The sequence below is a fragment of the Nocardia sp. NBC_01327 genome, assembly GCF_035958815.1.
GTDB lineage: Bacteria > Actinomycetota > Actinomycetes > Mycobacteriales > Mycobacteriaceae > Nocardia.
This window is the reverse complement of the sequence record NZ_CP108383.1, coordinates 7,143,930-7,166,905: the sequence shown is the minus strand read 5'-3', so window position 1 is coordinate 7,166,905 and position 22,976 is coordinate 7,143,930. Positions and strand designations below refer to the sequence as shown.

Sequence of the window (22,976 nt, the reverse complement as noted above, 5' to 3'; positions counted from 1 at the left end):
TCCGCACCAACGTCGAGAACACGAACACGAGCTATTACGCCGCCACGCTTCAGGGTGCCTGACTAGCACGTCGCTACTATCGCGACCCGCGCCTTCCGTCGCCAAACAGGAGATCAACGGCCCGAAGTGAATTCGGGCCGTTCCAGTACACGCTCATTGCCATTCTCTAAGTAGCCGCGTGGCGCGCTGACCGAGCCGGCCACGCGGCTCGCCCGAAGATCAACGGCCCGAGCTTATTCGGCGTTGTGGTTGCCGCAACCTGATCACTCTCACCGCAGCCGGGCGACGGCGGCTCGAAGAACTGGATACGACCCTCACTGGGGTTCAACACGACATCCTGGCCGACCTGTCGCCTGCCGAGCGCGACGAACTCACCGCACTGCTCACCCGCATCCTCGACTAGATCCGCTCCGAAACGTGTGAGCGGCGAGGGAGACGAGTGTTCCGACAAGAGCCAATTTCATAGTGCGCCTTTCGATCTTGTACACGGGTGCTTTATCGATGCTCACCGACAGCTCGGCAGGACACGAAGATCGCAGCACAGCGGAGATCTGTTGGCACCAGCGACATCTGACGTCACGGGCGAGGGTGTTCGGCAACCGGGACGTCCAATTGAATTCGATCGGCAGACCGAACAGTGGGTCCCTCGGCGAGGAAGGGCATCATGAGGTTGAGCAGTTCCTGCGGGCGGTCCAGCGGGATGATGTGACCGCAATCCGGAATGACTTGTCCTACAAGGTTATCGGCAATAGGTCGCAGCTGCCGCTCTAGCGTTTCGCCGACCGGGTGAGCGCCGATTGCCAGGGTGGGTGTGGTGAGCCGGTTGGCCGCCACGGCGTGATCGATCTGGTGGGCGCTGGTCGGCAGTGCGCGGTAGTAGGAGAAGGCGCAGCGTAGGGCGTCCGCTCCGGTGTAGGCCTGGACGAACGCGTCGTGGATATCTGTCCGCACGCCCCGACCGCGGGTGCCAGTGGTGAGAAACCATTCGATATACCGCGCCTCGTGGCCGAGTAGGACCGTCTCGGCGAGACCCGGGACGGCGTGGAATCCGAACCACCACGGCGGACCCGAGGCGAGGAAGTCCTCGGCGCCGGGGAGTAGGCCCAGCAGTGCTTCCATGACCACCAGTCGTCGTACCCGGTCGGGGTGGCGCAGGGCGAGCAGGACCGCGACCGGGGTGCCGGCATCGATCGCGACCACGGCCGCGGTGGGTTCGCCGAGGGCATCGAGGATCCCGGCGATATCGGTGGCCAGCGTGCCGGCGTCGTAGCCGTCCGACGCGCGGGTGGTGTCGCCGAACCCGCGTAGGTCCGGGGCGATCACCCGGTAGTGCCCGGACAGCGGGTCGATGATCTCGCTCCACAGTCGCCAGGTGTGCGGAAAGCCATGCAGTAGAACGACTGCGGGGCCGGAGCCGGCGATGGCGACGTTGGCGCGGATGCCGTTGGTCTCGATCTGGCGCAGCTCGATAGCGGCGATGCGGGGCTGTGGCGTGTCGGCCATTGGACCTCCAGGTGGTTACCATTAGTTACCAACAAACGGTAGGTAACCTCGGTTACGCTGCCAAGAAGGCACGTTGACGACAGGTGGTGAGGTCCAGGTGACTACTCGATCAGCGCACGCGACGACGCCGGACCGCGGTGATCTGTTCGATTGCGAATGCCCGACCCGCCAGTTGCTGGACCGTATCGGCACAAAATGGACGTCGATGGCGGTCAAGGTCCTCGCGCAGGCCGCCCCCGATGAGGTGCGGTTCGCCGAGCTGCGGCGGCGAATGCCCGGCGTGTCCCAGAAGATGCTGTCGGTGACCCTGCACAGCCTGGTCCGCGACGGTCTGGTCACCCGTCGCGTGGAGCCGACAGTGCCACCGCGCGTGCACTACCGGCTCACCGAACTGGGGTTGTCCCTGGAGGTTCCACTGGCGGCACTGCGCACCTGGGCCGAGGATCACATGCGCGAGATCGACCGCGCCAACGCCGTCAATGACGCACAAGCCGACCAAACCGCTGGCGAATAGCTTCCCAGCACACGCTCATGCCGCGACCCGCGCGTTCCCCACAGGCCAGTGCGAGTATGTGGAAGATCCACGGGCAGAACAGATCTGGCGCCGGTTGAAAGCATGCTACTGCCGATGTCCGGTGTCGATTCACCGCGATATTCGTTGGTCGCACTGTTCGTGTGCTGGATATTGTCGAATTCCGCGACATGTGCGGATATGGCAAAGCGAGGGAGCGGCGTGATCGAGGTGCGGGAACTTCGACCCGATGACTGGCAGATGTGGCGTCGGCTCCGCCAGGAGGCGCTGTCGGATGCGCCGGCGGCGTTCGGCTCGACACTTGCCGAATGGACCGGCCCCGGCGATACCGAAGGGCGGTGGCGTGCGCGGCTGACCGATGTTCCGTTCAATGTGATCGTCTGGTGGCGTGGGATTCCGGCAGGAATGGTCGGCGCCTACGTTGACGAGGAAGGCACGGTAGAGCTGATATCGATGTGGGTCGCACCGTTCGCCCGCGGCCGGGGTGTCGCAGATGCGGCAGTCAGCGCGGTCCTGGACTGGGCAGGCGGCCGAGCGGTCGGCTTATCGGTCAAGGTCGATAACCAGGCCGCGATCAAGCTGTATCGACGCCACGGATTCGCCGACGCGGGCCGCTCGCCTGACGATGCCGGCGAACGCCGCATGCTGAGGTCGATGAGCATGAACCAGATACCTGACGCACGTGATGCCGCATGTCGCGCTGACTGAACCGGCCACCTCGAAGATCAACGCACAGAGGTTATCTCACGAACTGAGGGCGAGAATGATCCCTCCGAGCGGGCTCTCGGCCGAGGTGAGAGTCTGTGCCGAGGAATCCGCGAGGGAGAGATCGGTCATGGAGCAGATATCGAACCGCAGACCCGGGTGATCGCGCCCAGACTACTCAATGACGCCAGCGAACTGTCGTCCTATTCGACGTGGATTTGATTGCGCCACAGTCGTTCCCAAAGCCCGCATGCGCCGCGAGACGTGCGGTCCCAGCGGTCACTGGCCACGTCCGAAGAGCACGAGCCGAGATCATCTCAGCCTTGGCGACACACGCTATTTCCGATTTCAGTGCATTTGCTTGCCCAACCGTCGATCAAGCCCGCGCGAGTAGTGATGCGTTGCGAACCGGCGGGTAGGACGGCGGTATGCGAGCATCGGTCGCATGTCGATTTCTGTGGGCTCCATTGCTCATCTCCGCCTCACGGTGTGCGATATCGAACGGTCGCGGGCCTTCTATGAGAAGGTTTTCGGGTGGCCTGTGGCGCTGGAGGTTCCGGCCGATGCGGATGCGGAGACGCGGGAGCGCCTGAGCTTCCTCTATGGCGGGGTGATCTACCGGATGGAACACGGAATGATCGGGCTGCGGCCAGCGGGGACTGATCGCTTCGACGAGAATCGTGTGGGGCTGGACCATCTCGCGTTTCCGGTCGGATCACTTGCTGAACTGAAATCCGCTGCCGCGCATCTCGATGCCTGCGGTGTAGTGCACGAAGAAATCAAAGATATCGGCCTCAGCTATATCTTGGAGTTCCGGGACCCGGACAATATCGCGCTGGAGCTGGTTACCCCGAAATAGTCTCGGGAGACGTGTGCCGCCCCAGGTCTTGCCGAACGGCACGGCAGCAGGCCGCCCGGCCACTTTCAAACATCCTGCACTGCCGCGCGGCGCGCGGTTCTCGACATCGTGAAGGGGATGGGCCCTACGGCGGAAGATCAACTGGTGGTTGCCATCCGAGTTCGGATGCACGCACACTCCGATTGTGTGACGACTACAGGTTGCGTGTTGGGCCTGAGTCGAGGACTTCGGTCACGTGGAAGTAGCCGACTTGGCGTGGGCCTTCAGTGATGATGAGAACGGTGCCGACACGGACTGTGGGAGCGGCCGGGTTGTCGATGGCCAACCATCCTCCAGTAGAGGGTGAGCGCCAGGCGGTACGATCGTCCACCCGCAGGACGAACGATGCCCACCCGTTTTCCATGCCGTCGGGTGGCACGAATGCTGTTGCGGCATAGTCCTGATCGGCTGGTGTCGGTGGTGGCCCCGACGAGCGGCCGCCTTGGTCCGGTGTGAGCCAGATGAGCTGACCGCGGAACGGAAGACTGCCGTGAAAGCGCACCACGCCATTCTGCCGCGTCCCGCGCACCTGCTCAGGTGGTTGGCCACGGCGGTGAAAGGCTCTGGTCCGGCCTGTTCTGTTCAGGAACGCCACCTATCGTCGGCACTAGCGCTCAGTTCATCGTCGACCGGAATCTGGACGGCACGCGGAGAATTCGGCTGCGCAGCACCTGACAGGCGCGACAAGACTCTACGACTGCTCCCGGCTTTGGTGCTGAAAACATGAGTCGCTATACCTGGCAGGCAGATTCGCCGAGTTGGCCCAGCACTTCGCAGCACCAACTCGGGTGCGGAGAACATCCTTCTATACCGCATGCCGCGCTGTTCGGAACGACCGCAGGCATCCGAAGATCAAGGGGCCGTGGTCATCCGAGCGGGCCGACTGTCAGCCGAGCGCAGTGCGATACCGGCTGTCGTTCGGATGTCGAGGTGCACTGAGGTTGTTGTGTTGTGGCATGATCGCGTGCATGACAACCGGAAAGGCCCATGGCCTGTAACCGCAATCTCGCGCTTCACGCAACCCTGCCGGAGCGTTACGCACGATTCGATCTTCTTGCTTCCACAATCGACCATCGCGGCCGATTACTCGCTTTGCTTGTCGATCCCGCACAAGAGGCAGCCTCGGGCCTGCCGTGGAAACGCCCCGGGCCCTGGAGTCCACCGATACCGCGTTTCGACGCGACCGCCGTCCTCTGCGACGGGGCCGATATTCACGAGATTCCGCTGCACGGCCTGGATCAATGGTTCTCTCAGATCGATATCTTCGGCGAGGGTGTCATCCTGGGTGCGGCACGTATTCCACGCCCGGAATATGGACAGGCCTACGAACAGTCGACTCCGGCGAACGACATTACGTTGCCTCGCAACGTCCGAGCCTTCGACAGCGTGGGAAACCCTGTGGGCGCCTTCTACGCTGGGGACGGTATCGAGCAACTGCTGACCGACCCCGGCGGCAGAATCTGGATCAGCTACTTCGACGAAGCTACCTATCAATTCCACAGCCCGGATGGGACGTGGTCATGCATCGACATGCCCGGCCTAGCCCGCTGGGACAACCCCTGCAGCGATCCCTGGTTCGCATTCAATGACACCGGCAGTGAGGTCTTCTGGTGTGATTGCTACGCGTTGAATGTCGGTCGGTTGTTGGTCCATGCCTGTCCTTACGTCGGGTTCCCGCTGGTCGAGATCGATGCGCGCGCAGTTCGATCGATCACCCCGAATCCGGTCACTCGATGTCACGGCTTGGCGGTGTCAGGATCCACATTCGCTTTCCTGGACCACCACCGACACGGTGAGGCGATCGTGTGGCAGATCCGTCAAGCGCGCAGACAGGACGGCGAGATCACCGAAACCGGCAGGCAGACACTGCTTCTGCCCGGTGGCCGGGAACCCACAGGCTGGGCGCGGGGAAGGGTCGGGCGCGACGCCAACCTCTGGATGTACGAAGAGGGCAATCCTCGTCACTGGTACCGCTACCAGCTCGAGTGCGGGTGATCCGATGGTGAGGATGGAGTATCTGCGGTCCGGCATATACGTGGAGCACGGCCGGGAACATCAGGAGGGGGTCGACCTTGCGACCGTGAGCCGAGTTGATCTGTGCTGGTACTACTTCCTGTCGGACCTGACTTTCGTGGTCGACGGAGTCGAGCTGGCCCCACCGTGGTCGTGGACTCCGGTGTTCGACTTCCTATGGTCGATACAGAGGGTGTCGGCCTATCTGGAGCGGGGTGAGCGTTGCTGGCTTGGGTTCACCGAGAACGACGACCTGATCGCGTTCACGCCCGAGGCCGGCAAGGTCCGGATCTCCTGCGAGTACGCAACAGTCGAGGCGGTCGTCGAGGCGGTCTGCGACATCGCCGAGCTCAGGGACGCATGGATGACCTTTCGAGACGCCGTCTTGACCGAACTCTGCAAGGAGTACCCGCGGCTCGCGGCCAACCCAGTCCTCGCCGAACTACAGGTCTGACTGCACCCACCGTGTCTGGTCGGTACACACCCTTGCGCATGCCACGCTGACCGAACCTGCCAGCGTGGCACCGCACGGAAGATGTACTGGCCGTGGCATTCTGGCGCCGGTGGAACACACGCAGTGGCCGAGCTACATGTTCTCGCGGGACCGCGACCTCGGCCGACGGCACCTCGTGAAACTCCCAGTCCACGTACGCAGGCTGATCGTCATGTCCGTCACCGCCTTCGCGATAACCGATCTGCTGCCTCGCCAAGGGTGAAGTCGTTCGGGCGCTCGCGCGCCAAGCGCGCATAGCGGTGCCGGTACTCCGCGATCGCCGCGTCGCCATTCCCCTCGATCTCGGTATGAATTCGTAGAATAGCCCGGCCCGCTTGCCCGGTCAGGATGAGTTCGTCGATCGGTGTTTCGTCGGCTACCGGTGCGGGATTCGGTTTGCTGAGCCGCACCAGCACCGGCTCCACCGATTGCAGCAGGCCCCAGTCGAACAACGCTCGATAGGGACGCCAGCGCCCGGAATCTGGGTCGACGGCCTCGAAGTCGAATCGATGCCCGGTTGAGCCGAGGTCGATGTCGTCATCGAACGGGCCCAGGCCGGAGTTCAGAAATTCCTCTTCAGTGCAGGACCATGGAGCCAAGTCCACGATTGAGTCCAACTGTGGCACAGGAACTCCCGGCTGTCGAAGCAGTCGGTGGAACAAGCGAGGATAACGACCTATCGCTGTGAACTCGAACTGCATGCCGGGCCAGAACGGCAGATCCCACCGTGCCGACCGAGTCTCCCGGTCGCCGTCGCGTTCGATGCTTTCCGAATCCGGTGCACCCCAAGCGGAGACGTATTCGGTGAGAGTCGTGAAGTTGTTCGTGGCGTTACCGAACCACCACCGCGCCTCCGCGATCGAGGTGTCGGCGTGAGTCGCTCCGATCCGATCGAGCAGTTCCGCAGCCTGCGCCGGGGCGCTCTGACACATCGCGTGAAGCATCGACAATTGGAAGTCATACAGTGTCGTCACAGGTTCGCCGGTCATAGTCCCTCCCCATGGGCGCAATCCGCGTCGAACCTACCAGCGGTACCCAAACACTATTCAGTGCAGGCAACCTACTCAATAGCTGGAATCTGGGTGCCTGCCTCCGGCATGCCGACATGGTCGAAGTCCAGGAGTTCCGGCGATGCCGACATACTCCGAGAACAACTCGACGGTCACGGGCGAATAGGGGCAGTCGCGCGGTATCGGCTCCCAGATCGCGCTGGTCAGATCGGTCAGCGGTTGATGTCGGTATCCGCGTCTATGTTTGGCGCGGGAGGACACCATGGACAGAACAAAGATCAGCTATCAGTCGGGGGACGCGACCACGCCGAGTATCGGCGGATCCGCGATCATCGCGCATCTCTGCAACGATCTCGGCCGCTGGGGTAAAGGTTTCGTTGTCGCCGTGTCAGCTCGATGGCCGGAACCCGAGCGTGCCTATCGGGACTGGTACAGGCAGCGTGAGTCCAACGACTTCGCTTTGGGCGCAGTGCAGTTCGTCCGAGTCTCGGCGGATTTCCACGTGGCCAATATGATCGGCCAGCACGGCATTCGATCGAGTGCCGGCGGACCGCCGATCCGATATGAGGCGGTCGATCAAGCCCTGGAGAGACTCGCCGAGTTTGCGGCTGCATCGAATGCTTCGGTGCACATGCCACGGATCGGGTGCGGCCTGGCAGGTGGAACCTGGGACCGGATCGAACCGCTCATCCACGCACGCTTGTCCAGCCGCGGTGTCAGTGTCCTTGTGTACGACCTGGATTGATCCCGGTTCTAAGGAACGGCCTGTACTGCCGTATTCCGTGCTGTTCGGAACGGTCCGCGCGGCACCTCGGAAGAGCAACCGGTGGTTGGCATCTGGTTCCAGGCAAACGCAGTGATCTGCTGAATGCCTTGCAATGGGCCTAATCCGCTAAGGGGATCAGGCCGCCCCGCGCATGCGACGCGGCAAAGCTACTGCCGGTAAGGCGTAACCCACCACCGCGAGCAGGTAGAGGATCAGTGCGGCGGTGGGCACAACGAGCCCTATCGCCGCGATCACTGCGAGCGCCACGAATCCGATTGCTGCCTGACGAGTCTCGGTGCGGACGAGGTCCGGCGGAAGGCCCGGCTTCAGGAGTGCCGGTTTGCGACGCACAGCGATCCACATGACGATCCATGCGCCTGCTTGAACCGCGGCGGTAAGGAAATAGAAGGCGGTGGCAATGCCGGCGTTCCGGCCGCCGTCCTCGAGATGGTGTGCCAATACCGTGGTGGGAAACGGCAGGAAGGCCACGCAGAGCAGCACCAGCAAATTCCCGACCTGGAGCAGACCATTCACCTGCCGGATGCGGGCGAAGAAAGCGTGGTGGGACAGCCATATCACCCCGATGGTGGCGAACGATATCAAGTAGGCCAGGTAACTCGGCCAGAGACTCAGCAGCTGCTTCAGCAGGTCGTCCTGGTTTTCCGGCAGTCGGATATCGATTACCAGCAGGGTGATGGCGATTGCCATGACACCATCGCTGAACGCTTCTACTCGGGAAGCGTTCAGCGGCCGAACGGGGACTTCCTCGATCGACACATCGGCCATGGTCAGGACTTTACGAGAAAGACCTGTTCTGCGAGTTCAGCCGCGCCGGAGGCCACGCACCGCAGCGGTATCAGACGGTGACGATCGGCCGAAACCGCAGGCTACCCAGAACGATTGGCTGTGGTGAGCCGGCGTCGGTCACAGACCCGCGGATCCACTGAAGAGCGGAAGCAGGATCGAGGCCGAGCCTGATGTGGAGCCGGAGTTCAAGGAGCTCCCGATGATGTTGCACACGGTCGCGACCGCGGAACCCGGCGACAGGGAGAGGTTCGGATAGCTCGACGGATTCGGCGGGCAGATGCTCACCTTGACCGAGCGCGTGGAGGTGCCCTGGGTGACCGTGACCGTGTACGCACCGACGGCGGGCGGGGTCCAGGTGACCTCCGCAAACCCGTTGAGCCCATCCGAACTTCCCGACGGGGTGCCCTGGCCGATGGTGGTGCCGTTGACCGACAAGGTCACCGGGCTGAGCCGGTCGGCCCCACTGGTCGTGATCGACACCTGGCAGGGCACCAAGGGGGTGCCGCACCCGACGGCGAAGGAGTCGATGGTGGCATGGGCGGCCGGTGCCAGCAACAGTGACAAGGCGAGTGCCGGTGTGCAGAGTAGCCCGGTGGCAGCGACCCGGGATGAGTTGATCATGGCGGGATCATATGCGAAGCGCTGACATTTCAGATGTGAAGCGCTGCCCCTGATTTCGGGGGGTCAGCGTCGAGCGGACGCCCCGAAGTCGTAGTGGGGCAAGGGGAGTCGGCCAGGATGGAGATCGGGAACGGGTTGGCGCGTCATACTGCTCGCGCACCATTCCGCCGCTGATCGCTCGGCTCGAAGCAGCCCGGTGGCACTTCGGATCACCAACTCACGGCGCAGTGCCACCGGAGATTTCCCGGATCCGGCCAATGAGAGCTCGGACGAATAGTTCCTCACTGAACGGTTCGCCCTCATCGCGATGGCGATGCGCCCTGACCAGCAGAAACATGTCGATCCGGGGCCAGTCGAGCGCACCATATTGCAGGACGGCGTACCTGCTGAATGCGGTGGCTGCGCAGAATCGAGCTGCGGTTCGAACAGTCGCGGTCGTATCGTGCCGGAGTGCTCACCGAGATGCGATGCGGGATATGCCGTGAGACGGTCTGGACCAGCCATCCGTGGCCGGAGAACTGGACAGCGAGGGGAACCACTACGGGCTGGCTTTGCTTCTCGTGCATCGAACGAGTCAAAGCAGCTGGTCCGTGGCAGATTCGGCGCGCGGCCGCAGTCTCCGCACGGCACGACGCCCTGATCATCCGCTTTCCCCAGCTCGAGACGGTCAAGGTTACGCGGGCACTGGTCCAGTTGCGGGGACGTGTAGCGGGCCGCCTGGTAGAGATACGGCTGCGAACCCGAGTCCGGCAAGATACGGACGAGCGCTACATCTTCCATGTCGAGTACGACCCTTCTGCTCCTGAGCTGACGGCTGCGGAACTCGGGCTTCCGGGCAACCTTGCCGCGGTGTTGTCGTGGGAGTCGCCGAAAACGACCCGTACCGAAGTGCGGTGGCTTCGTGTCGCTTTCGCGCACTTGGGCAAGCTGGACGTTATTACCGTTCTTGACCGGCTGGTCGCGATCGCGTCGGTGCCCGCCGAATACGAAGCCGAGTAGCAGCAGAACGAACATTCGAGTCAGGTGATGTCATCGGTCGGTAGTAAGGGGCGACGGAGGACCGGAGCCTAATCGGCGAGGTTGGATGGAGCGTATGGACAAATATGAATGGGCCGCGGCGCATCGCGGTGCTATCGACCTGCTGGAGATTCTGTACGCCGGTCGAGTCAGGGTAGTGGCCGATTGGGGGAATCCCGATCACCGGTTTCTGATCGAGGAGGGGCTTGCGGCGGCCGGCGGGGATGATCTGGTGTGGACCGAACTCGGCTATCAGTGTCTGATGAATCTGTACCGCTGATACTCGCGCCGAGGTGGTCAGGGATCCACGGCCAGAACAAGTTTGGGCTGTACTCAGCTGCGTACGCTCGCGCCTCATACCGCGCTGATCGCGACAGTGAGTCCTGCGGCTGAGTAGTGCAGCGGGGAGCGGAATGCATTGCGCTGGTGCGGGTTAGGGCACGAGGACGATTTTGCCGTGGGTGTGTCGGCGTTCGAGTTCGGTGTAGGCCTGGCGGACGTGTGTCAGGGGGTAGATGTTGGCGATGGGGACTTCTAGGTGTCCCTCTGCGATCAGGGTGGCCAGTTCGGTGAGGACCTCGGCGCCCGGCCTGCCGTTGGGTCCGGGTTCGGTTTTGACTCCGTGTTTTGCGGCTGCGGGGAAATCGATGGTGGTGTCGATTCGGTCGATTGCGACGCCGAGGTTGAGGGCGAGGTCGACGTAGCCGTTGCCGTAGGTGTCGATGAAGGCGTGGATGTTGCCTGGGGCGGCGGTCTTGATCCGGGCCGTGACGCCGTCACCGTAGGCGACGGGGATGACGCCGTGGCTTTGCAGCCACTCGTGGTTGCGTTCGCTCGCCAGGCCGATGACCGTGGCTCCGGCGCGGCGGGCGAGCTGAACGGCGAGCGAGCCGACTCCTCCGGCTGCTGCGGAGACGACGACGGTCTCGTCCTTTTCTAGCTGTACGGAATGCACTGCCCCCCAGGCGGTTACGCCCGCTATGTACAGGCCGCCCGCCACCTCCCACGGGACGTTCTTCGGTTTGGGGGTGAGGTTGTCGACCTCGACGAGGACCAGTTCGGCGTGGGAGGCGCGCTTTTCGGAGAATCCGAGCACCTCGTCGCCGGGGGAGAAGCGGCCGGCTCCGGGGCCGATCTCGGCGACTACTCCGGCGAGATCGCTGCCCTGCCCGGAGGGAAAGGTCGAGGGAAAGATGTCCGTCATCGCGCCCTTGCGTAATGCCGCCTCACCGGGGTTGATGCCTGCCGCTCGCACCTGCACGAGGACCTGCCCTTCCCCGGGCGCGGGGCGGTCGACCTCCTCGATCCGCAGGACGTCGATTCCGCCGAATTCGTCGTACCTGACTGCTTTTGTCATTGTCTTGCTTCGCCTTTCGCCGCGCGATGCGTGGCCGACTTCGGGAACGGTTCGCATCTGCCTGTCACCAGGGCACTGCGCCGGCGTCGTCGAAGAATCCGCCGTTCGGGCCGTCGTCGGGCAGGGTCGCGAGGTGAATCGCGATGGCCGCACCCTGTTGCGGTGTGCGGACGCCGCTGAAACCGTTGAGGTCGGTGGCGGTGAAACCGGGGCAGCCGGAGTTGATCAAGATGTTGGTATCGCCGAGTTCCTTGACGTACTGGATGGTGAGGGCGTTGAGGAAGGTTTTCGAGGCCAGGTAGGCGGCGGGGACCGGGCCCATGTCGAATCCGGGTGTGGTTTGCAGGGCGAGCGAGCCGACGCTGCTGGACATATTGACGATTCGCGGTGCGGCCGAGGCGCGCAGCATCGGCAGCATCGCGTTGGTGACCCGGATGACTCCGATCACGTTGGTTTCCACGACGTTTCGCACGGTCGCGGGATCGACCGTGGTCGGTGTCTGCGGCATACCGCCGCCGATCGCGGCATTGTTGATCAGAACATCGAGCCCTCCGGCATGGTCGGCGATCAGCTCGGCCGCCGCGGCCACACTCGCGTCGTCGGTCACGTCCAGCGGCACGCCGAACGCATCGATCCCGGCGGCGCGCAACTTCTCCACCGCGGTCTCGCGGCGTTCTTGATCCCTCGCACCCACACCGATCCGCCAGCCGAGGGCGCCCAGGCCCGCCGCGATCTCGTATCCGATTCCCTTGTTCGCGCCGGTCACCAGTGCGATCGTCTGTTCACTCATGCCCTTGATCATGTTGCGGACTCGGGTGCGGCGTCCAAGACCGATTGGGTGGGCGGCGATACCGCACGGGTATTGGTCGTGGTCATCGCCGGTTACCATGACCTGGTGGAGACGCGGGAGTTGCGATATTTCGTCGCCGTCGCCGAGGAGTTGCACTTCGGGCGGGCGGCACAGCGGCTCTCCATGGCGCAACCACCGCTGTCGCGGGCGATTCAGCAGCTGGAACGGCGGCTCGGAGTCGTGCTGCTGCATCGCGCTTCTCGCGCAATCACTTTGACCGAGGCGGGGTCGGTGCTGCTGCGGGAGGCCCAGTTCGCCCTCGAGGCGGTCGAAGCCGCCGAGCGCCGCACCCGCCGTGCCGCCGCCGACCGGCCCGGCGTGGTGCTGGCCACGAAGGCGGGAGCGTCCAGAGAACTGTTGTCGAAGCTGCTGGACGCCTACGCCGCCGAGCCCTCCGCAGTCGCGGTCGAGGTGATGCTCTGCGGGCCCGGCGAACCAGAAGGTCTGCTACGCAATGGGATTGCCGATATTGCCCTGCTCCACCGGCCCTATGACACGACGGCCGGATTCGACACCGAGGACCTGCACACCGAACAGCAGGTCGTGGTTCTGCCCGCGGGGCACCCTCTCGCCAACCGGCCCCACATGTCGATGGCGGAGGTCAACGCCCTGACGGACCTGCCGCTGCCACGCTGGCCTCGACGGGATGGGAGTTATCCCGACGGCCCTGGGCCGCAGGTTCGCGACCATACCCAATTGACGCAGCTGATCACGCTGGGCCGGGCCTGCGCGCTCATGCCCGAGTCGCTGCGAGCCCAGCTACGCGAGGATCACGCCATTGTGCCGGTGCCGGACGCGCCGGCCGTCACAACTGTCATCGCCTGGCCGCCACACAGCAGATCCCAAGCCGTCGCCGACGTGGTTCGTACGGCGATGCGGCTCTAGCCGATAACAATGCCGCGACCCGGGTCTTCGCGGCCGACTCGCAGTTCTGACAGAGAAACCCGAGTTCGTCGGCGACGAACGTCGAGCCCCGATTACGGGCGAGATAGCCTCTGGAATCGGGTCGGCTACGAGAGGCGGTGGGTGGCTCCGTCGGCGGCGGACTGTTCGATGGCCGCGAGGAGCCGGTGGTGGCGCAGGGCGGTTTCGAAGCTGGGATGTGGTTGCCGCTCTTCGGTTATGGCTCGGGCGACCTCCTGGTAGAGGGCCGCGATATTGGCGGGTGGACCGGACCTGACGTTGGCCGGGACGGTGCGGTAGGTGTCGGGTACGGCTAGGGATTCGTTGTCGATTCGGATGTCCCAGCTGCCCCAATGAATGAAGGTCCCGGGCTCGGCCGGGGTCGCGGTCAATACACCGTCACTGCCGATGAGCTCGAGCTGGAATCCCTCCCGGGCGGGCCTGTTGCCACCGTGTATGGCAACGGAAGCGGTTGCGCCACAGGCGAGCAGTCCGTGCAGCAGTACATGGCTGGGTGTCGTGTTGGGTGCCGTCCGATCGGTTCCATCGATGAGTACGTGATCGTGCGTGCGGGGCAACCGTGCCGTGAGTTCGATCAAGGGACCAGTGACCCGTTCGAGGGTGGCCAGGAAATGACCGGCCATGATGGTCAGGATATTGGTCCCCTCGGCGTAGTCGAGGCCGAACACAAGGCTGGGCGGGATTCGACTCCCGCCCCAGGGCGCGCCGTCGGCTATCAGAGTGACCGATTCGAGCGTGCCGATTCGGCCGCCGGCAAGCAGGTCTGCGGTGAAGCGGGCGCTCGGGGAGTGGTGTCCCTGCAGGACGACCGCGTGCACGACACCCGCGGCGGTGGCAGCCGCGGTCAGCTCGGCCGCTTCGTCGGCGTTGATGCCCAGCGGCCATTCGGACACAACATGTTTCCCTGCGTCGAGCGCCGCTCTGATCACGGCGGCGTGCCCGGAGGCTTTGACCGATACGACGACCAGGTCGACCTCGGGGTGCGCGGCGAGCTCGCCTGCGTCGGTGAAGGCGCGTGGAACGCCGTGCGCGGCGGCCGCCCGAGTTGCACTGTCCTGGTTGGTGGTCGCGACCGAGGTCACGTCGAATTCCTCGAGCGCGGTCAGTGCGGGCAGGTGCGAGCTGTTCGCCCAGCCGCCGGCCCCGACCACTCCGACTCGGATCATGGATACCACTCCTTAATTCTGTACCTTTCGGTATGAAATTAGGAGGTTCGAGACCTGTGCGCAAGGGTAATGTACCGATAGGTAAAGAACTCGGAGGCGGTGAGGAGGATGGCATGCCAGGCGGACGCCCACGCTCGTTCGACACTGACACCGCTCTAGACTGTGCGTTGGAAGTGTTCTGGCACAACGGCTATGAGGGCACATCGCTGACGGAACTGACGATCGCGATGGGCATCAACAAGCCGAGTCTCTACGCGGCCTTCGGCAACAAGGAGGAGCTGTTTTCCACAGTCCTCGCCCGCTACCTCGACGGCCCCGGCGCCTACGCAACCGCAGCGCTGGACGCGCCCACCGGTCGCGAGGTCGTCGAGCGACTGATCCGCGGCGCCATCGACCTGACCGCAGGTGAGAACACGCCGCGAGGTTGCCTGTGCGTCAAAACCGTTCAAGCCCTGGCGCCCGATGCGCATGCCCCACGCCAGGACGCCGTGAAGGTGCGTCAAGCCGGTGAGGCAGCACTGCGCAGACGGCTCGAGCAAGCGACCGACCTACCGTCCCGGCATGATCCTGCCGCCCTGGCCGCACTTGTCCACACCATCTCCGACGGCCTCGCCGTCCAGGCTGCCGCCGGGCGCAGCCGTGATGCGTTGCGGCAGATCGGCGACTCTGCGCTCCGCGCCCTCTTGGACGACGGCTCGGCCTGCTGAACACGCTGACATGCTGAAGGTCGCGCATGGGGCCTCGCGCTGACAATCGTCCGCGAAGCCCCCGAACTACATCAGCGTCGAATTCTTGATGTTGGTGCACACGCTGTTCATGAGCTGGCCGACCTCACTAGTGCCGCAGACCGCGCCACCGAACCGTCCTCGACTGCTACCGCCAGTAGGCGATCTCCACAGGCTCGAGGTCGGGTTCGCAATGGAAACCTTCGGCGAGATTGCGGGGGCCACGGGCGACAGTGCGGGCCCTACCCGTCACCCGGGCCACGAGCACGCCCCGGGATCAGCTGACGAGGCAAGCGCTGCCGAGGTTGGTGCCGGTGCCGACTTCGATTGTCGCCCACTGAGATCCGTTGTAGGACCAAGCCTGAACGTAGTGGGTGCCCGTGGACGACGGGGTCCACGTCGAGGTGGCCGTGCCGGTGGCGTCGAGGGCGAACTGCTGAGGGTCGAAGGTGGAGGTGGCGCTGTCGTAGAGCCAGATGTATTCGTTCGCGCTGCCCGTGACGGTGACCTTGTAGGAGCAGCCAGTGCCGTACTTGCCTCCGCCGCTGGAGGTTACGGTCACGCTGGTGACATAGGCAGAGGCCTGCGGTGCGCTGCACAGCAGCGCCGCGGCCGATGCCGCGAGTGCGGTGGCGACGAACGTCAACTGCCGAGATTTGAACATTGCCGATCATCTCCCTGTGAACAGACGTATGTGCGCGCCGCGAACGGCGCATGCCCACCAGTGTCGGCACTCCCCGAATGCGACACGCCAATATTTCGAACGCGATTCGATGCTCGACGGCGTGCCGCCCGCACCGATCGGCTGTACGGGGACGACGGCGCGATCCGCTGACGTCCGCTCATGCCGTGACCCGGACGTTGGTCGTCCGTCCAAACTGGTTGGCCGCCAGTGCCTCCCAACGCACGCTACTGCCGATGACCGAGTCTTTCGTCGGTCGGATGCGCAAGTATGCGGGATGGCGAGCGACAACCTCATGCTGATCCACGAAGCCGAGCTCCTTGCCCAGGGGGAACGGGTTCTCGGTGCCGAGTTCAAAGCGATGCACGAGCGGGTTGTGCAGGTCACGGAGTTGACCTCCCGTCTCAACCTCCTGCCTCCGGCGACGAGACCGGAAGGCAGCCTTGCTCGAACAGATCCTGGGCCGCCCTCTCCCAGCAGGAGTCACGATTTACCCGAGTTGAGTACGGTGCCGGTGGCGACGTCTGTCGTTGATCGATACGGTCGCCCGGGCGAGCACCCTGCCGGGCACGCATTCTGGAACAGGCATGGAATACAACGATCTCGAACCATACGAGTACTACCCTTGCCCGATCCCGATGCGGACAATCGGCTGGCTCGGCCCGGAATATGGCGTACCGGGTGCTGCGGAGCGGCCACTGTCCGCTCAGGATCTGAACGCGCTCCAGTCCGCTTCTCGGCACCTGTCGAGCATCATGCTCGGCACCCACGATTGCGAGTTCTGCCTCGGCTCAACGGTATTCGAAGGAAATGGTGAATTCCACTACTACGCTCGGCGCGGGACTGTGTATTCGGCACCGATGATGATCCTGCACTACGTCGGCGAACACGGGTACAAACCGCCCCGGGAGTTCCTGGACTGCCTGGATGCCGACCGGCGCCTGGACTGGGACTGGCGCGCGGACCGGCTCGTGACGGTTCTGCGGGACCCGTTGGCGGACCTGGACTTCCGCTGCTGGGCCATCACCGACCTACCGAACTGGCCGGACCCGCGCACATGGGCTGCGCTGAGGTTCGCGGCCACCGACGAAATGCTTCTCGATTGCGCGGCGGACGATATCGCCCGATCGCTGCACCGGTTGATGCCCTACGAGTTCGCCGCTGGAACCCCGGTCGAGGAGTTTCCCGACAGTATTCGATACTGGCTCAGAGAGCGCCACCGGCCATGACCGCCTGAGGCCCGCACCGCATACCGCGCTGACCGAACCTGCCAGCCCGGGCGGTGGAAGATCAAGTGGCGGAAGATCAACTGGGTGGTGGCTGTCCGAGGTCCCCCGAGCCGGCCCGCGCCGGCGCCGCCGAAACATCGAGTGGACCATGCAGACTGCGGTCGGACTCTCCTTGCTGACCGAACGCGCAGGCTCAGGTGGCGGGGCCGCCGAGGAGGCGACCTGCGTGGCAATCGATCGATGCTCAGTCCGCATAATCACAGGCGGGGGAGGCCGTCGACTTGCGATCCGATGTGACTGTGGTGCAACAGATCTCCTGATAGTCCGCGACGTTCTAGAGTTGCCGCTGGGTCGGGCGGACCGACCCGAGATAGGCGGGAGAGCCGATGAGCGACCACGAAGACGACCTCAAACATGCGCTGATCGAGGAGCAGAACAAGAACCGCGAATTGGACGTCAAGGTAGCGGGTCTCGAACGGCAAGTCGGCGAATTGCAAGCCGATCTCGAAGCGGCGACCACCCGGTACGAGGAACTCGACGGCCTCTACAAGAAGGTCCTGACAGAAGCCGCGGACCTGATAGTCGAATCCTGAGCCACGCCCGGGTGTAAGTGCGGCACCTGGGCCGATGTCGACGATGGGTATCCGTCATGCCGAGCCCGCCGCCGATGGCTGCGAGCTCGGCACGGGCAGCGGGCACACCATAGCCGAAGTCGGCGCGTATGCCCGCTGCGCGGATCCCATCGACAGCGGCAGCCGTATTGTCGGGTGCGTGCCGATCATCTCCTCGGGCAGGTGGGGTCAGCAGAGACCGGGGAAGCCCATGGGATCGCCAGGCTGTGTCTGGGAGCCGGTCGTCAGACAGCGCAGCAACCACTGGGGCGTGTTCCATAGGCCAGGCACTCCGCGGTCTCGGCTGGAGCCGGACGGCAGTGAAGGCATCGACCGCGAGAACGGCCGCCGGCTCACCAACCGCGGGCAACCCGACGGATCCGGCGAGAAACGACGTCGCGCGCCCCGTTGGACGCGCTGTACCGCCGCTTTCAAGGCTGTTCGGACTGCCAAGGCCGCGGCCGGCAGAACGCACCATTCTGCCGAGTTTCGTACGGTTTTCACCAACTGAGTGATCATGGCAGAGACTCTCTGGGATGAGCAGATTCGCTGAAGTGATCGTTCTCGCCCGAGACGCCGAGAAAGTGATGCAGCACTTGACCGTGCCCGACGACGGACGCGAGTGGCATCAATGCTTCACTCCGGTCGATGACTCCGTGTTCGAAGGCCGTCACCACGGATCGAGTGACTGCTACATGTGGGTCATCCAGTTCTACCGCCACAACTGGACAGGGCTTTTGGGGTACCTGGAGTCGCTGAATTGGCCAGATCCGTTCTCGGTACAGGTACTCGTCCGAGACCAGGACGACAGCTGCTTCGGCCTGTGGATGATCTACGACGGCAAGCTCTCAGAGGTCCCGTTGCCGCGGACCCGACGCACGGAATTCAAGTTTTCGGTAACCGGTTTCCTCTCCAGAACCGATGATCCGAGCTCTAACCCCATCAGCTGATCGGACCGCTGCGCACCCGCTTGAATGTCTGGTCATGCCGCTGTTCGCGCTGACTGAACCGGTCAGCGCAGTGCATCGGAAGATCAACCGGCGGTGGCCATCCGAGGTCGGCCGAACGCACTGAATTGCGGAATTTGGGATATCTACGACCGATGGATCCGCAGGCAGGTGGTGCTCTGGTCAGGCCTGATCGTACGAGTTTAGGTGCCTGGACCCGGCCCTGCATCAAGTGTCTAAGTAGCCGAGTTGAGGATGAAGTTCCCAGTACGGTTCAACTGTCGTCACGCTGTCGCGTCAGTCGAAGTCTTGACCGTCCAGTATCCAGGTGGTGCGCTGGGTCGGGTCTTCGATGGCTAGGTGTATGTACCAGATGTCGTCGCTCAGGTCACGCCAGGTCATACAACGGACCCGAGCAACGAAGTCATTGATGTCGTCGAGATCTGTCGATCCTGCCATCGAGTAGAGGAGCCGCCAAAGTCTCAGGCGCCCTTCGGATTCAGAAGCTCGACCGAAGGCACCATCGCCGCCCAAGACGCTGAGCAGTGCGGGGTAGGCGTCGGAGAAATCGACCGTCGCTGCCTGTGCAGGCACTTCCGGTTGTTCCCAGTCGTTGATCGTGAGCTGGTGGGCAATGGCTTCCTCTGCTGTCCCGCGGACGACGGTGATGTGATCGATCATCGTGCGCTGTATTTCCATCGAGCCGAAGGCCGAGGGATAGACAGGCCGACTCCGGTGTTCTTTGGGGAGCACAAGCATTGGGAGCGCCAGACCCTCGGAAGGGAAGTCCGGGACCCGGCCGACGCCGGCGCCCTGCTCGTAGTAGCGCCAGAGATGTTTGATATCCCAGTTCCTCGCTTCCCAGGACTGCAGTCGCATTGGAACCAACCAGTATTCGGCTTCCTCAGGCGCGCAGGCAGAGGGTCGCTCCTCCGAAAGATCCTGTCCTGCCATGTCTTCTTCGCGTAGCACACGCGCATGGGCGACTCGTAGACGCAGGCGAGGATCGTGGAGGTGTCCATCAGCTTCGGCCCAGGGATGATTCTGGGCGAACAAATCACAAAGGTACCGTTCGAACGTCCACCAACGGTCGTCCCGGGGCATGTTCTCCAGAGCTTGTGCCGCCGCGGTGGTTGACCCACTGAGGACGGTGTTCCGAATTGTCATCGACCATGTTCTTACCAGCTGGCATTGACTCGCGGACGAACTCGACTATCTGGACGTCGAGGCCAGAGAATGGGGGCAACGCGTTCCCGCTCGGCAAGCGCTGACGAAGATGATCCTGGAATCCAGCTACTTGGATGAGGTTCCTCGCCTTTCCAACGACGCCGCGATACACGTCTACGTCTTCAAGGCGATGTGTGAGCACTACGGGACGGGGCTGGATAACGACTATGACATGAGTTCCGAGTGGCTTGCCGAAGTCGAGGCAACGCTCGGCGCTGTCGGCGTGTGCTGTGAACCGAGTGAGTACTTCGCATTCGGAGTGGACTTACCGCTGCCCCAAGCATTCCCCTACCCGACTGCCGGATGCATCGACTTCGATGCGATGGCCGGTCTACGGGATGAGATGGAGCCGGCACTGTCGGTAGACGTGGATCCCGACGTGCTCGAAACCGTTACCCAACTGTCCGACTGGGCACACGCGTGCCTGAATAAGCGCCGAGATCTCATCTGGTTCTTCTACTGAGGTTCTTCCCGAACGCCGGGTTGGTGGAGCGGATCGGGGCACCGTAGCGCCTCGGAAGATCGACCAGCGGCATCCATCTGGTGCCAGCTGAACGCACGCATATGCTGGCGACCGGATCTACATGCGCTCGGTTGCATGGCAGCGGAAATGGATTGGTGCGCTTGCATCGACCTCGGTGCCCCCTTGTCTCGGTGGCACCGTTTCCGGGGGCTGGCCGGGGGAGGTGCGGCTGGATATGTTCGGCCCGCGGGGCGGTTCCGCTCTGTGGGTCGAAAGGATTTCTGTATGCGAAGTCGTCTTGGTGTCGTGATGTTCACTGGTGCAATGGTTTTCGTTCCCGCGCTTGCCAGTGTGCCGGCGTCGGCCGCGCCGGCGAACCCGACTGCGGATAGCAGTGTGATCGCCGGTAGCGGTAGTTCGGGTTTGCCGTTGCAGATTTACTGTTTTTTGAAGGATCTGCGTGCGTCGCTGTCTGCGGAGTCCGGGAGTAACTGCGTGTCTCTGACACCGAATTAGCGGCTCGGCCGTTCGCGGGGTGTTGGTCCGGACGGCGGTCAGCGCCAGGCGGGGCGCAGGGTTGTCGAATGGTTGAGGGTGTGTTCGCCGCCGCGGGTTGCGTTTACGAGGGTGGGGTCGTGGCGGATGTATACGCTGTAGTAGCCGAGGGCTACTGCGCCGAACCAGCCTACGAGCAGGTTTGCGACTCCGGGGTGGAAGATCGCGACAGCGAAGAAGGTAACGACGACTGCGCCGACGGCCGCGCAGTCGAGAATCTTCCCGTTCACCGAGTATCTCCTGTTCTGGGCACAACAAAGTGGCCCGTGGGTTCCTGATCTGCTGCGTCACAGGCCATTTCGGCCAGGTGCCGAGGGAATCGGCGGAGCGTTGTCCGCGGATCGGACTGTCGCTCACAGCAATATCACAGTAAGCCCATTCCACGCGTTAAGTAAAGCCATTCATCATGCGATGGGATGACTTTTTCTTCCGAATAGCACTATCCCGTAGGGCTTTCGTATTGAATTCGCTGAAATGTGAAAAGGAAACGTAAATCTGCGCATTCGATGCCCGAGAATGCCGAACTGCAGCGGGGTTCGGGTCGGGGGTGGTCCGGCTGAGCCGTATGCCAGAATCTGCGGGTGCGCAGTCACTCGATCGACGTTGCGGTGGGTAGCGATGTGGGCAAACGCTATTCGGCGAACTTCGATGTCACCTACGTCCGCGAGCGACCGCTGCTGGCGGTGGTGGCCGATGGGATGGGGGATGGGGCCGGTAGCGCGGCGGCGGGGCGGACGGCGGTGGAGACTTTTGTCGGCCACGTGGTGAGCGCGGCGGATCCCGGGCCGGATCTGCTGCGTGCGGCCGTGGCGGCTGCTCAGGATCGGGTGATTCCGATCGGGCATGAACTGCGGACTTTGGCCGGGTGCACGCTGACTGCGATAGTCGGTGCGCCGCAGGGGTTCTGGATCGTGCAGATCGGCGACTCTCGGGTGTACCGATTGCGGGACGGGTTGCTCGAACTGTTGACGACTGATCACACGATGGCTTGGCTGGGGGCTGTGCACGGCTGGTATCCGTTCGATTCGCCGGAGGCTGCCTCGGCGCGATATCAGTTGACCCGGTATATCGGGCATGGGGGCGCACCGGAGCCGGACGTGCTCGGTGTGACGATGCGGCCGGGCGACCGGTATCTGATGTGTACCGATGGCGTATCCGATCAGATCGGCTACAACGATCTGCGGGCCTATCTCGGTCGCGATGCGCCGCCGCAGTCTGTGGTCGGTGAACTGCTGGGCGCGTGCCATCGGGCAGGCGGCAGCGATAACGCCACCGCCATCGTGATTCGCGTCGACTGAGATCGGTACAGGTCAGAAGGCGTACGGGCCGAAGCGGCCCCACGCGATGACGACCGCCAGGGCTAGGTAGACGAGATTCACGGCGATGAACTTGGGTTCGTTGTGGCGCAGGTGGGTGATTGCCGCGCCGACCATCAGCAGGATCCAGCAGGTGGCGGTGATCGGGACCATGATCGGGGCGATGTCGAGAGCGGCGGGGAGGATCAGGCCGAGCGCCGCCAGGAGTTCCAGGATCCCAAGGGATTTGACGAACGGGACCGTAGCGGTTGCGGTCCAGCCGCCGCCGGGGGCCGCGGCGAGTTTTTCCTTGGGGATGAAGGTTTTGCTGATGCCGCCGAACAGGGAGGCGGCGGCGAGTACTCCGGCGACGATCCACAGGGTGACGTTCATTGGTGCTCCTTGTACGTGATCGGGTTGTCCATGAGATGCCGGTGGCCGGAATCCTGTGACAGCTCGGCGGGGTGACGACCGTCACACAGGGCTGCTGTCACAGAATGTGAGGGACCGGCGTCTGATGGGGGACGCGGTCGAGATCGAGGACAGGAGCCACTCATGGGCAGCACATTCCGGGTGTCTG

Annotated in this window: 26 protein-coding genes; 15 read left to right on the top strand and 11 right to left on the bottom strand. The window is 63.6% G+C overall.

Going from position 1 to position 22,976, the window contains the following annotated elements; all coding sequences use genetic code 11:
* Positions 1-576 precede the first annotated feature (576 nt).
* Positions 577-1,503: an alpha/beta fold hydrolase gene (locus tag OG326_RS33105; RefSeq protein ID WP_327141057.1), complete on the bottom strand. Its 927-nt coding sequence runs from the start codon at positions 1,501-1,503 to the stop codon at positions 577-579.
* 97 nt (positions 1,504-1,600) lie between these two features.
* Between OG326_RS33105 and OG326_RS33100 the strand changes: the two genes are divergently transcribed.
* From OG326_RS33100 to OG326_RS33080, 5 genes are all read left to right on the top strand, one after another.
* Positions 1,601-2,017, top strand: coding sequence for a winged helix-turn-helix transcriptional regulator (locus OG326_RS33100; protein WP_327141056.1), 417 nt, complete (start codon positions 1,601-1,603; stop codon positions 2,015-2,017).
* Between the two features lie 219 nt (positions 2,018-2,236).
* On the top strand, positions 2,237-2,743 hold the full coding sequence (locus OG326_RS33095; RefSeq protein ID WP_327141055.1) for a GNAT family N-acetyltransferase: 507 nt from the start codon (positions 2,237-2,239) through the stop codon (positions 2,741-2,743).
* Positions 2,744-3,185: 442 nt separating this feature from the next.
* On the top strand, positions 3,186-3,599 hold the full coding sequence (locus tag OG326_RS33090; RefSeq protein WP_327141054.1) for a VOC family protein: 414 nt from the start codon (positions 3,186-3,188) through the stop codon (positions 3,597-3,599).
* Between the two features lie 1,026 nt (positions 3,600-4,625).
* Positions 4,626-5,633 carry a hypothetical protein gene (locus OG326_RS33085; protein WP_327141053.1) on the top strand — a complete coding sequence of 336 codons (1,008 nt, stop codon included), beginning with the start codon at positions 4,626-4,628 and terminating at the stop codon, positions 5,631-5,633.
* Between the two features lie 13 nt (positions 5,634-5,646).
* Positions 5,647-6,105 carry a hypothetical protein gene (locus OG326_RS33080; RefSeq protein WP_327141052.1) on the top strand — a complete coding sequence of 153 codons (459 nt, stop codon included), beginning with the start codon at positions 5,647-5,649 and terminating at the stop codon, positions 6,103-6,105.
* Positions 6,106-6,323: 218 nt separating this feature from the next.
* Here OG326_RS33080 and OG326_RS33075 read toward each other — a convergent pair whose 3' ends face one another.
* Positions 6,324-7,133 carry a hypothetical protein gene (locus OG326_RS33075; protein WP_327141051.1) on the bottom strand — a complete coding sequence of 270 codons (810 nt, stop codon included), beginning with the start codon at positions 7,131-7,133 and terminating at the stop codon, positions 6,324-6,326.
* A gap of 265 nt (positions 7,134-7,398) precedes the next feature.
* Between OG326_RS33075 and OG326_RS33070 the strand changes: the two genes are divergently transcribed.
* Positions 7,399-7,899 carry a macro domain-containing protein gene (locus OG326_RS33070; protein WP_327141050.1) on the top strand — a complete coding sequence of 167 codons (501 nt, stop codon included), beginning with the start codon at positions 7,399-7,401 and terminating at the stop codon, positions 7,897-7,899.
* A gap of 156 nt (positions 7,900-8,055) precedes the next feature.
* Here the strand turns inward: OG326_RS33070 and OG326_RS33065 are convergent, their stop codons facing one another.
* Both OG326_RS33065 and OG326_RS33060 read right to left on the bottom strand, forming a co-directional pair.
* Positions 8,056-8,706 carry a TMEM175 family protein gene (locus OG326_RS33065; RefSeq protein ID WP_327141049.1) on the bottom strand — a complete coding sequence of 217 codons (651 nt, stop codon included), beginning with the start codon at positions 8,704-8,706 and terminating at the stop codon, positions 8,056-8,058.
* Between the two features lie 138 nt (positions 8,707-8,844).
* On the bottom strand, positions 8,845-9,348 hold the full coding sequence (locus OG326_RS33060; protein ID WP_327141048.1) for a hypothetical protein: 504 nt from the start codon (positions 9,346-9,348) through the stop codon (positions 8,845-8,847).
* Positions 9,349-9,798: 450 nt separating this feature from the next.
* On the opposite strand from OG326_RS33060, the gene OG326_RS33055 reads away from it, so the two are divergent.
* Positions 9,799-10,347: a hypothetical protein gene (locus OG326_RS33055; RefSeq protein ID WP_327141047.1), complete on the top strand. Its 549-nt coding sequence runs from the start codon at positions 9,799-9,801 to the stop codon at positions 10,345-10,347.
* 94 nt (positions 10,348-10,441) lie between these two features.
* Entirely contained in the window at positions 10,442-10,645 is a 204-nt protein-coding gene (locus OG326_RS33050; RefSeq protein WP_327141046.1) for a hypothetical protein, read from the top strand.
* Between the two features lie 153 nt (positions 10,646-10,798).
* On the opposite strand, the gene OG326_RS33045 is transcribed toward OG326_RS33050, so the two are convergent.
* Complete coding sequence (locus tag OG326_RS33045) at positions 10,799-11,722, bottom strand: NADP-dependent oxidoreductase (protein ID WP_327141045.1); 924 nt, start codon at positions 11,720-11,722, stop codon at positions 10,799-10,801.
* A gap of 64 nt (positions 11,723-11,786) precedes the next feature.
* Positions 11,787-12,512, bottom strand: a complete 726-nt coding sequence (locus tag OG326_RS33040; protein ID WP_327141044.1) for an SDR family oxidoreductase — start codon at positions 12,510-12,512, stop codon at positions 11,787-11,789.
* Positions 12,513-12,560: 48 nt separating this feature from the next.
* On the opposite strand from OG326_RS33040, the gene OG326_RS33035 reads away from it, so the two are divergent.
* Positions 12,561-13,457 (top strand): LysR family transcriptional regulator, encoded by an 897-nt coding sequence (locus tag OG326_RS33035; protein ID WP_327141043.1) that lies wholly within the window; start codon positions 12,561-12,563, stop codon positions 13,455-13,457.
* A 125-nt stretch (positions 13,458-13,582) separates the two neighbouring features.
* On the opposite strand, the gene OG326_RS33030 is transcribed toward OG326_RS33035, so the two are convergent.
* Positions 13,583-14,662, bottom strand: a complete 1,080-nt coding sequence (locus OG326_RS33030) for a Gfo/Idh/MocA family protein (RefSeq protein WP_327141042.1) — start codon at positions 14,660-14,662, stop codon at positions 13,583-13,585.
* A gap of 167 nt (positions 14,663-14,829) precedes the next feature.
* Here OG326_RS33030 and OG326_RS33025 point away from each other — a divergent pair, with 167 nt between their 5' ends.
* Positions 14,830-15,369, top strand: a complete 540-nt coding sequence (locus OG326_RS33025; RefSeq protein WP_327141041.1) for a TetR/AcrR family transcriptional regulator — start codon at positions 14,830-14,832, stop codon at positions 15,367-15,369.
* A 295-nt stretch (positions 15,370-15,664) separates the two neighbouring features.
* Here the strand turns inward: OG326_RS33025 and OG326_RS33020 are convergent, their stop codons facing one another.
* On the bottom strand, positions 15,665-16,051 hold the full coding sequence (locus tag OG326_RS33020; RefSeq protein WP_327141040.1) for a hypothetical protein: 387 nt from the start codon (positions 16,049-16,051) through the stop codon (positions 15,665-15,667).
* 605 nt (positions 16,052-16,656) lie between these two features.
* On the opposite strand from OG326_RS33020, the gene OG326_RS33015 reads away from it, so the two are divergent.
* The 3 genes from OG326_RS33015 to OG326_RS33005 all read left to right on the top strand — a co-directional run bounded on the left by OG326_RS33015 (position 16,657) and on the right by OG326_RS33005 (position 18,859).
* Positions 16,657-17,298 (top strand): DUF7919 family protein, encoded by a 642-nt coding sequence (locus OG326_RS33015; protein ID WP_327141038.1) that lies wholly within the window; start codon positions 16,657-16,659, stop codon positions 17,296-17,298.
* 386 nt (positions 17,299-17,684) lie between these two features.
* On the top strand, positions 17,685-17,891 hold the full coding sequence (locus OG326_RS33010; protein WP_327141037.1) for a hypothetical protein: 207 nt from the start codon (positions 17,685-17,687) through the stop codon (positions 17,889-17,891).
* A 554-nt stretch (positions 17,892-18,445) separates the two neighbouring features.
* On the top strand, positions 18,446-18,859 hold the full coding sequence (locus OG326_RS33005) for a hypothetical protein (RefSeq protein ID WP_327141036.1): 414 nt from the start codon (positions 18,446-18,448) through the stop codon (positions 18,857-18,859).
* A 294-nt stretch (positions 18,860-19,153) separates the two neighbouring features.
* Here OG326_RS33005 and OG326_RS33000 read toward each other — a convergent pair whose 3' ends face one another.
* The gene (locus OG326_RS33000; protein WP_327141035.1) at positions 19,154-20,023 is read right to left on the bottom strand and encodes a hypothetical protein; all 870 of its coding nucleotides are present in this window, start codon (positions 20,021-20,023) and stop codon (positions 19,154-19,156) included.
* Positions 20,024-20,072: 49 nt separating this feature from the next.
* Between OG326_RS33000 and OG326_RS32995 the strand changes: the two genes are divergently transcribed.
* On the top strand, positions 20,073-20,546 hold the full coding sequence (locus OG326_RS32995; protein WP_442791075.1) for a DUF7691 family protein: 474 nt from the start codon (positions 20,073-20,075) through the stop codon (positions 20,544-20,546).
* 554 nt (positions 20,547-21,100) lie between these two features.
* Here OG326_RS32995 and OG326_RS32990 read toward each other — a convergent pair.
* Positions 21,101-21,331, bottom strand: a complete 231-nt coding sequence (locus tag OG326_RS32990; protein WP_327141033.1) for a hypothetical protein — start codon at positions 21,329-21,331, stop codon at positions 21,101-21,103.
* A gap of 351 nt (positions 21,332-21,682) precedes the next feature.
* Here OG326_RS32990 and OG326_RS32985 point away from each other — a divergent pair, with 351 nt between their 5' ends.
* Entirely contained in the window at positions 21,683-22,399 is a 717-nt protein-coding gene (locus OG326_RS32985; RefSeq protein WP_327141032.1) for a PP2C family protein-serine/threonine phosphatase, read from the top strand.
* Positions 22,400-22,411: 12 nt separating this feature from the next.
* Here OG326_RS32985 and OG326_RS32980 read toward each other — a convergent pair whose 3' ends face one another.
* Positions 22,412-22,789 carry a DoxX family protein gene (locus OG326_RS32980; RefSeq protein ID WP_327141031.1) on the bottom strand — a complete coding sequence of 126 codons (378 nt, stop codon included), beginning with the start codon at positions 22,787-22,789 and terminating at the stop codon, positions 22,412-22,414.
* Positions 22,790-22,976 lie beyond the last annotated feature (187 nt).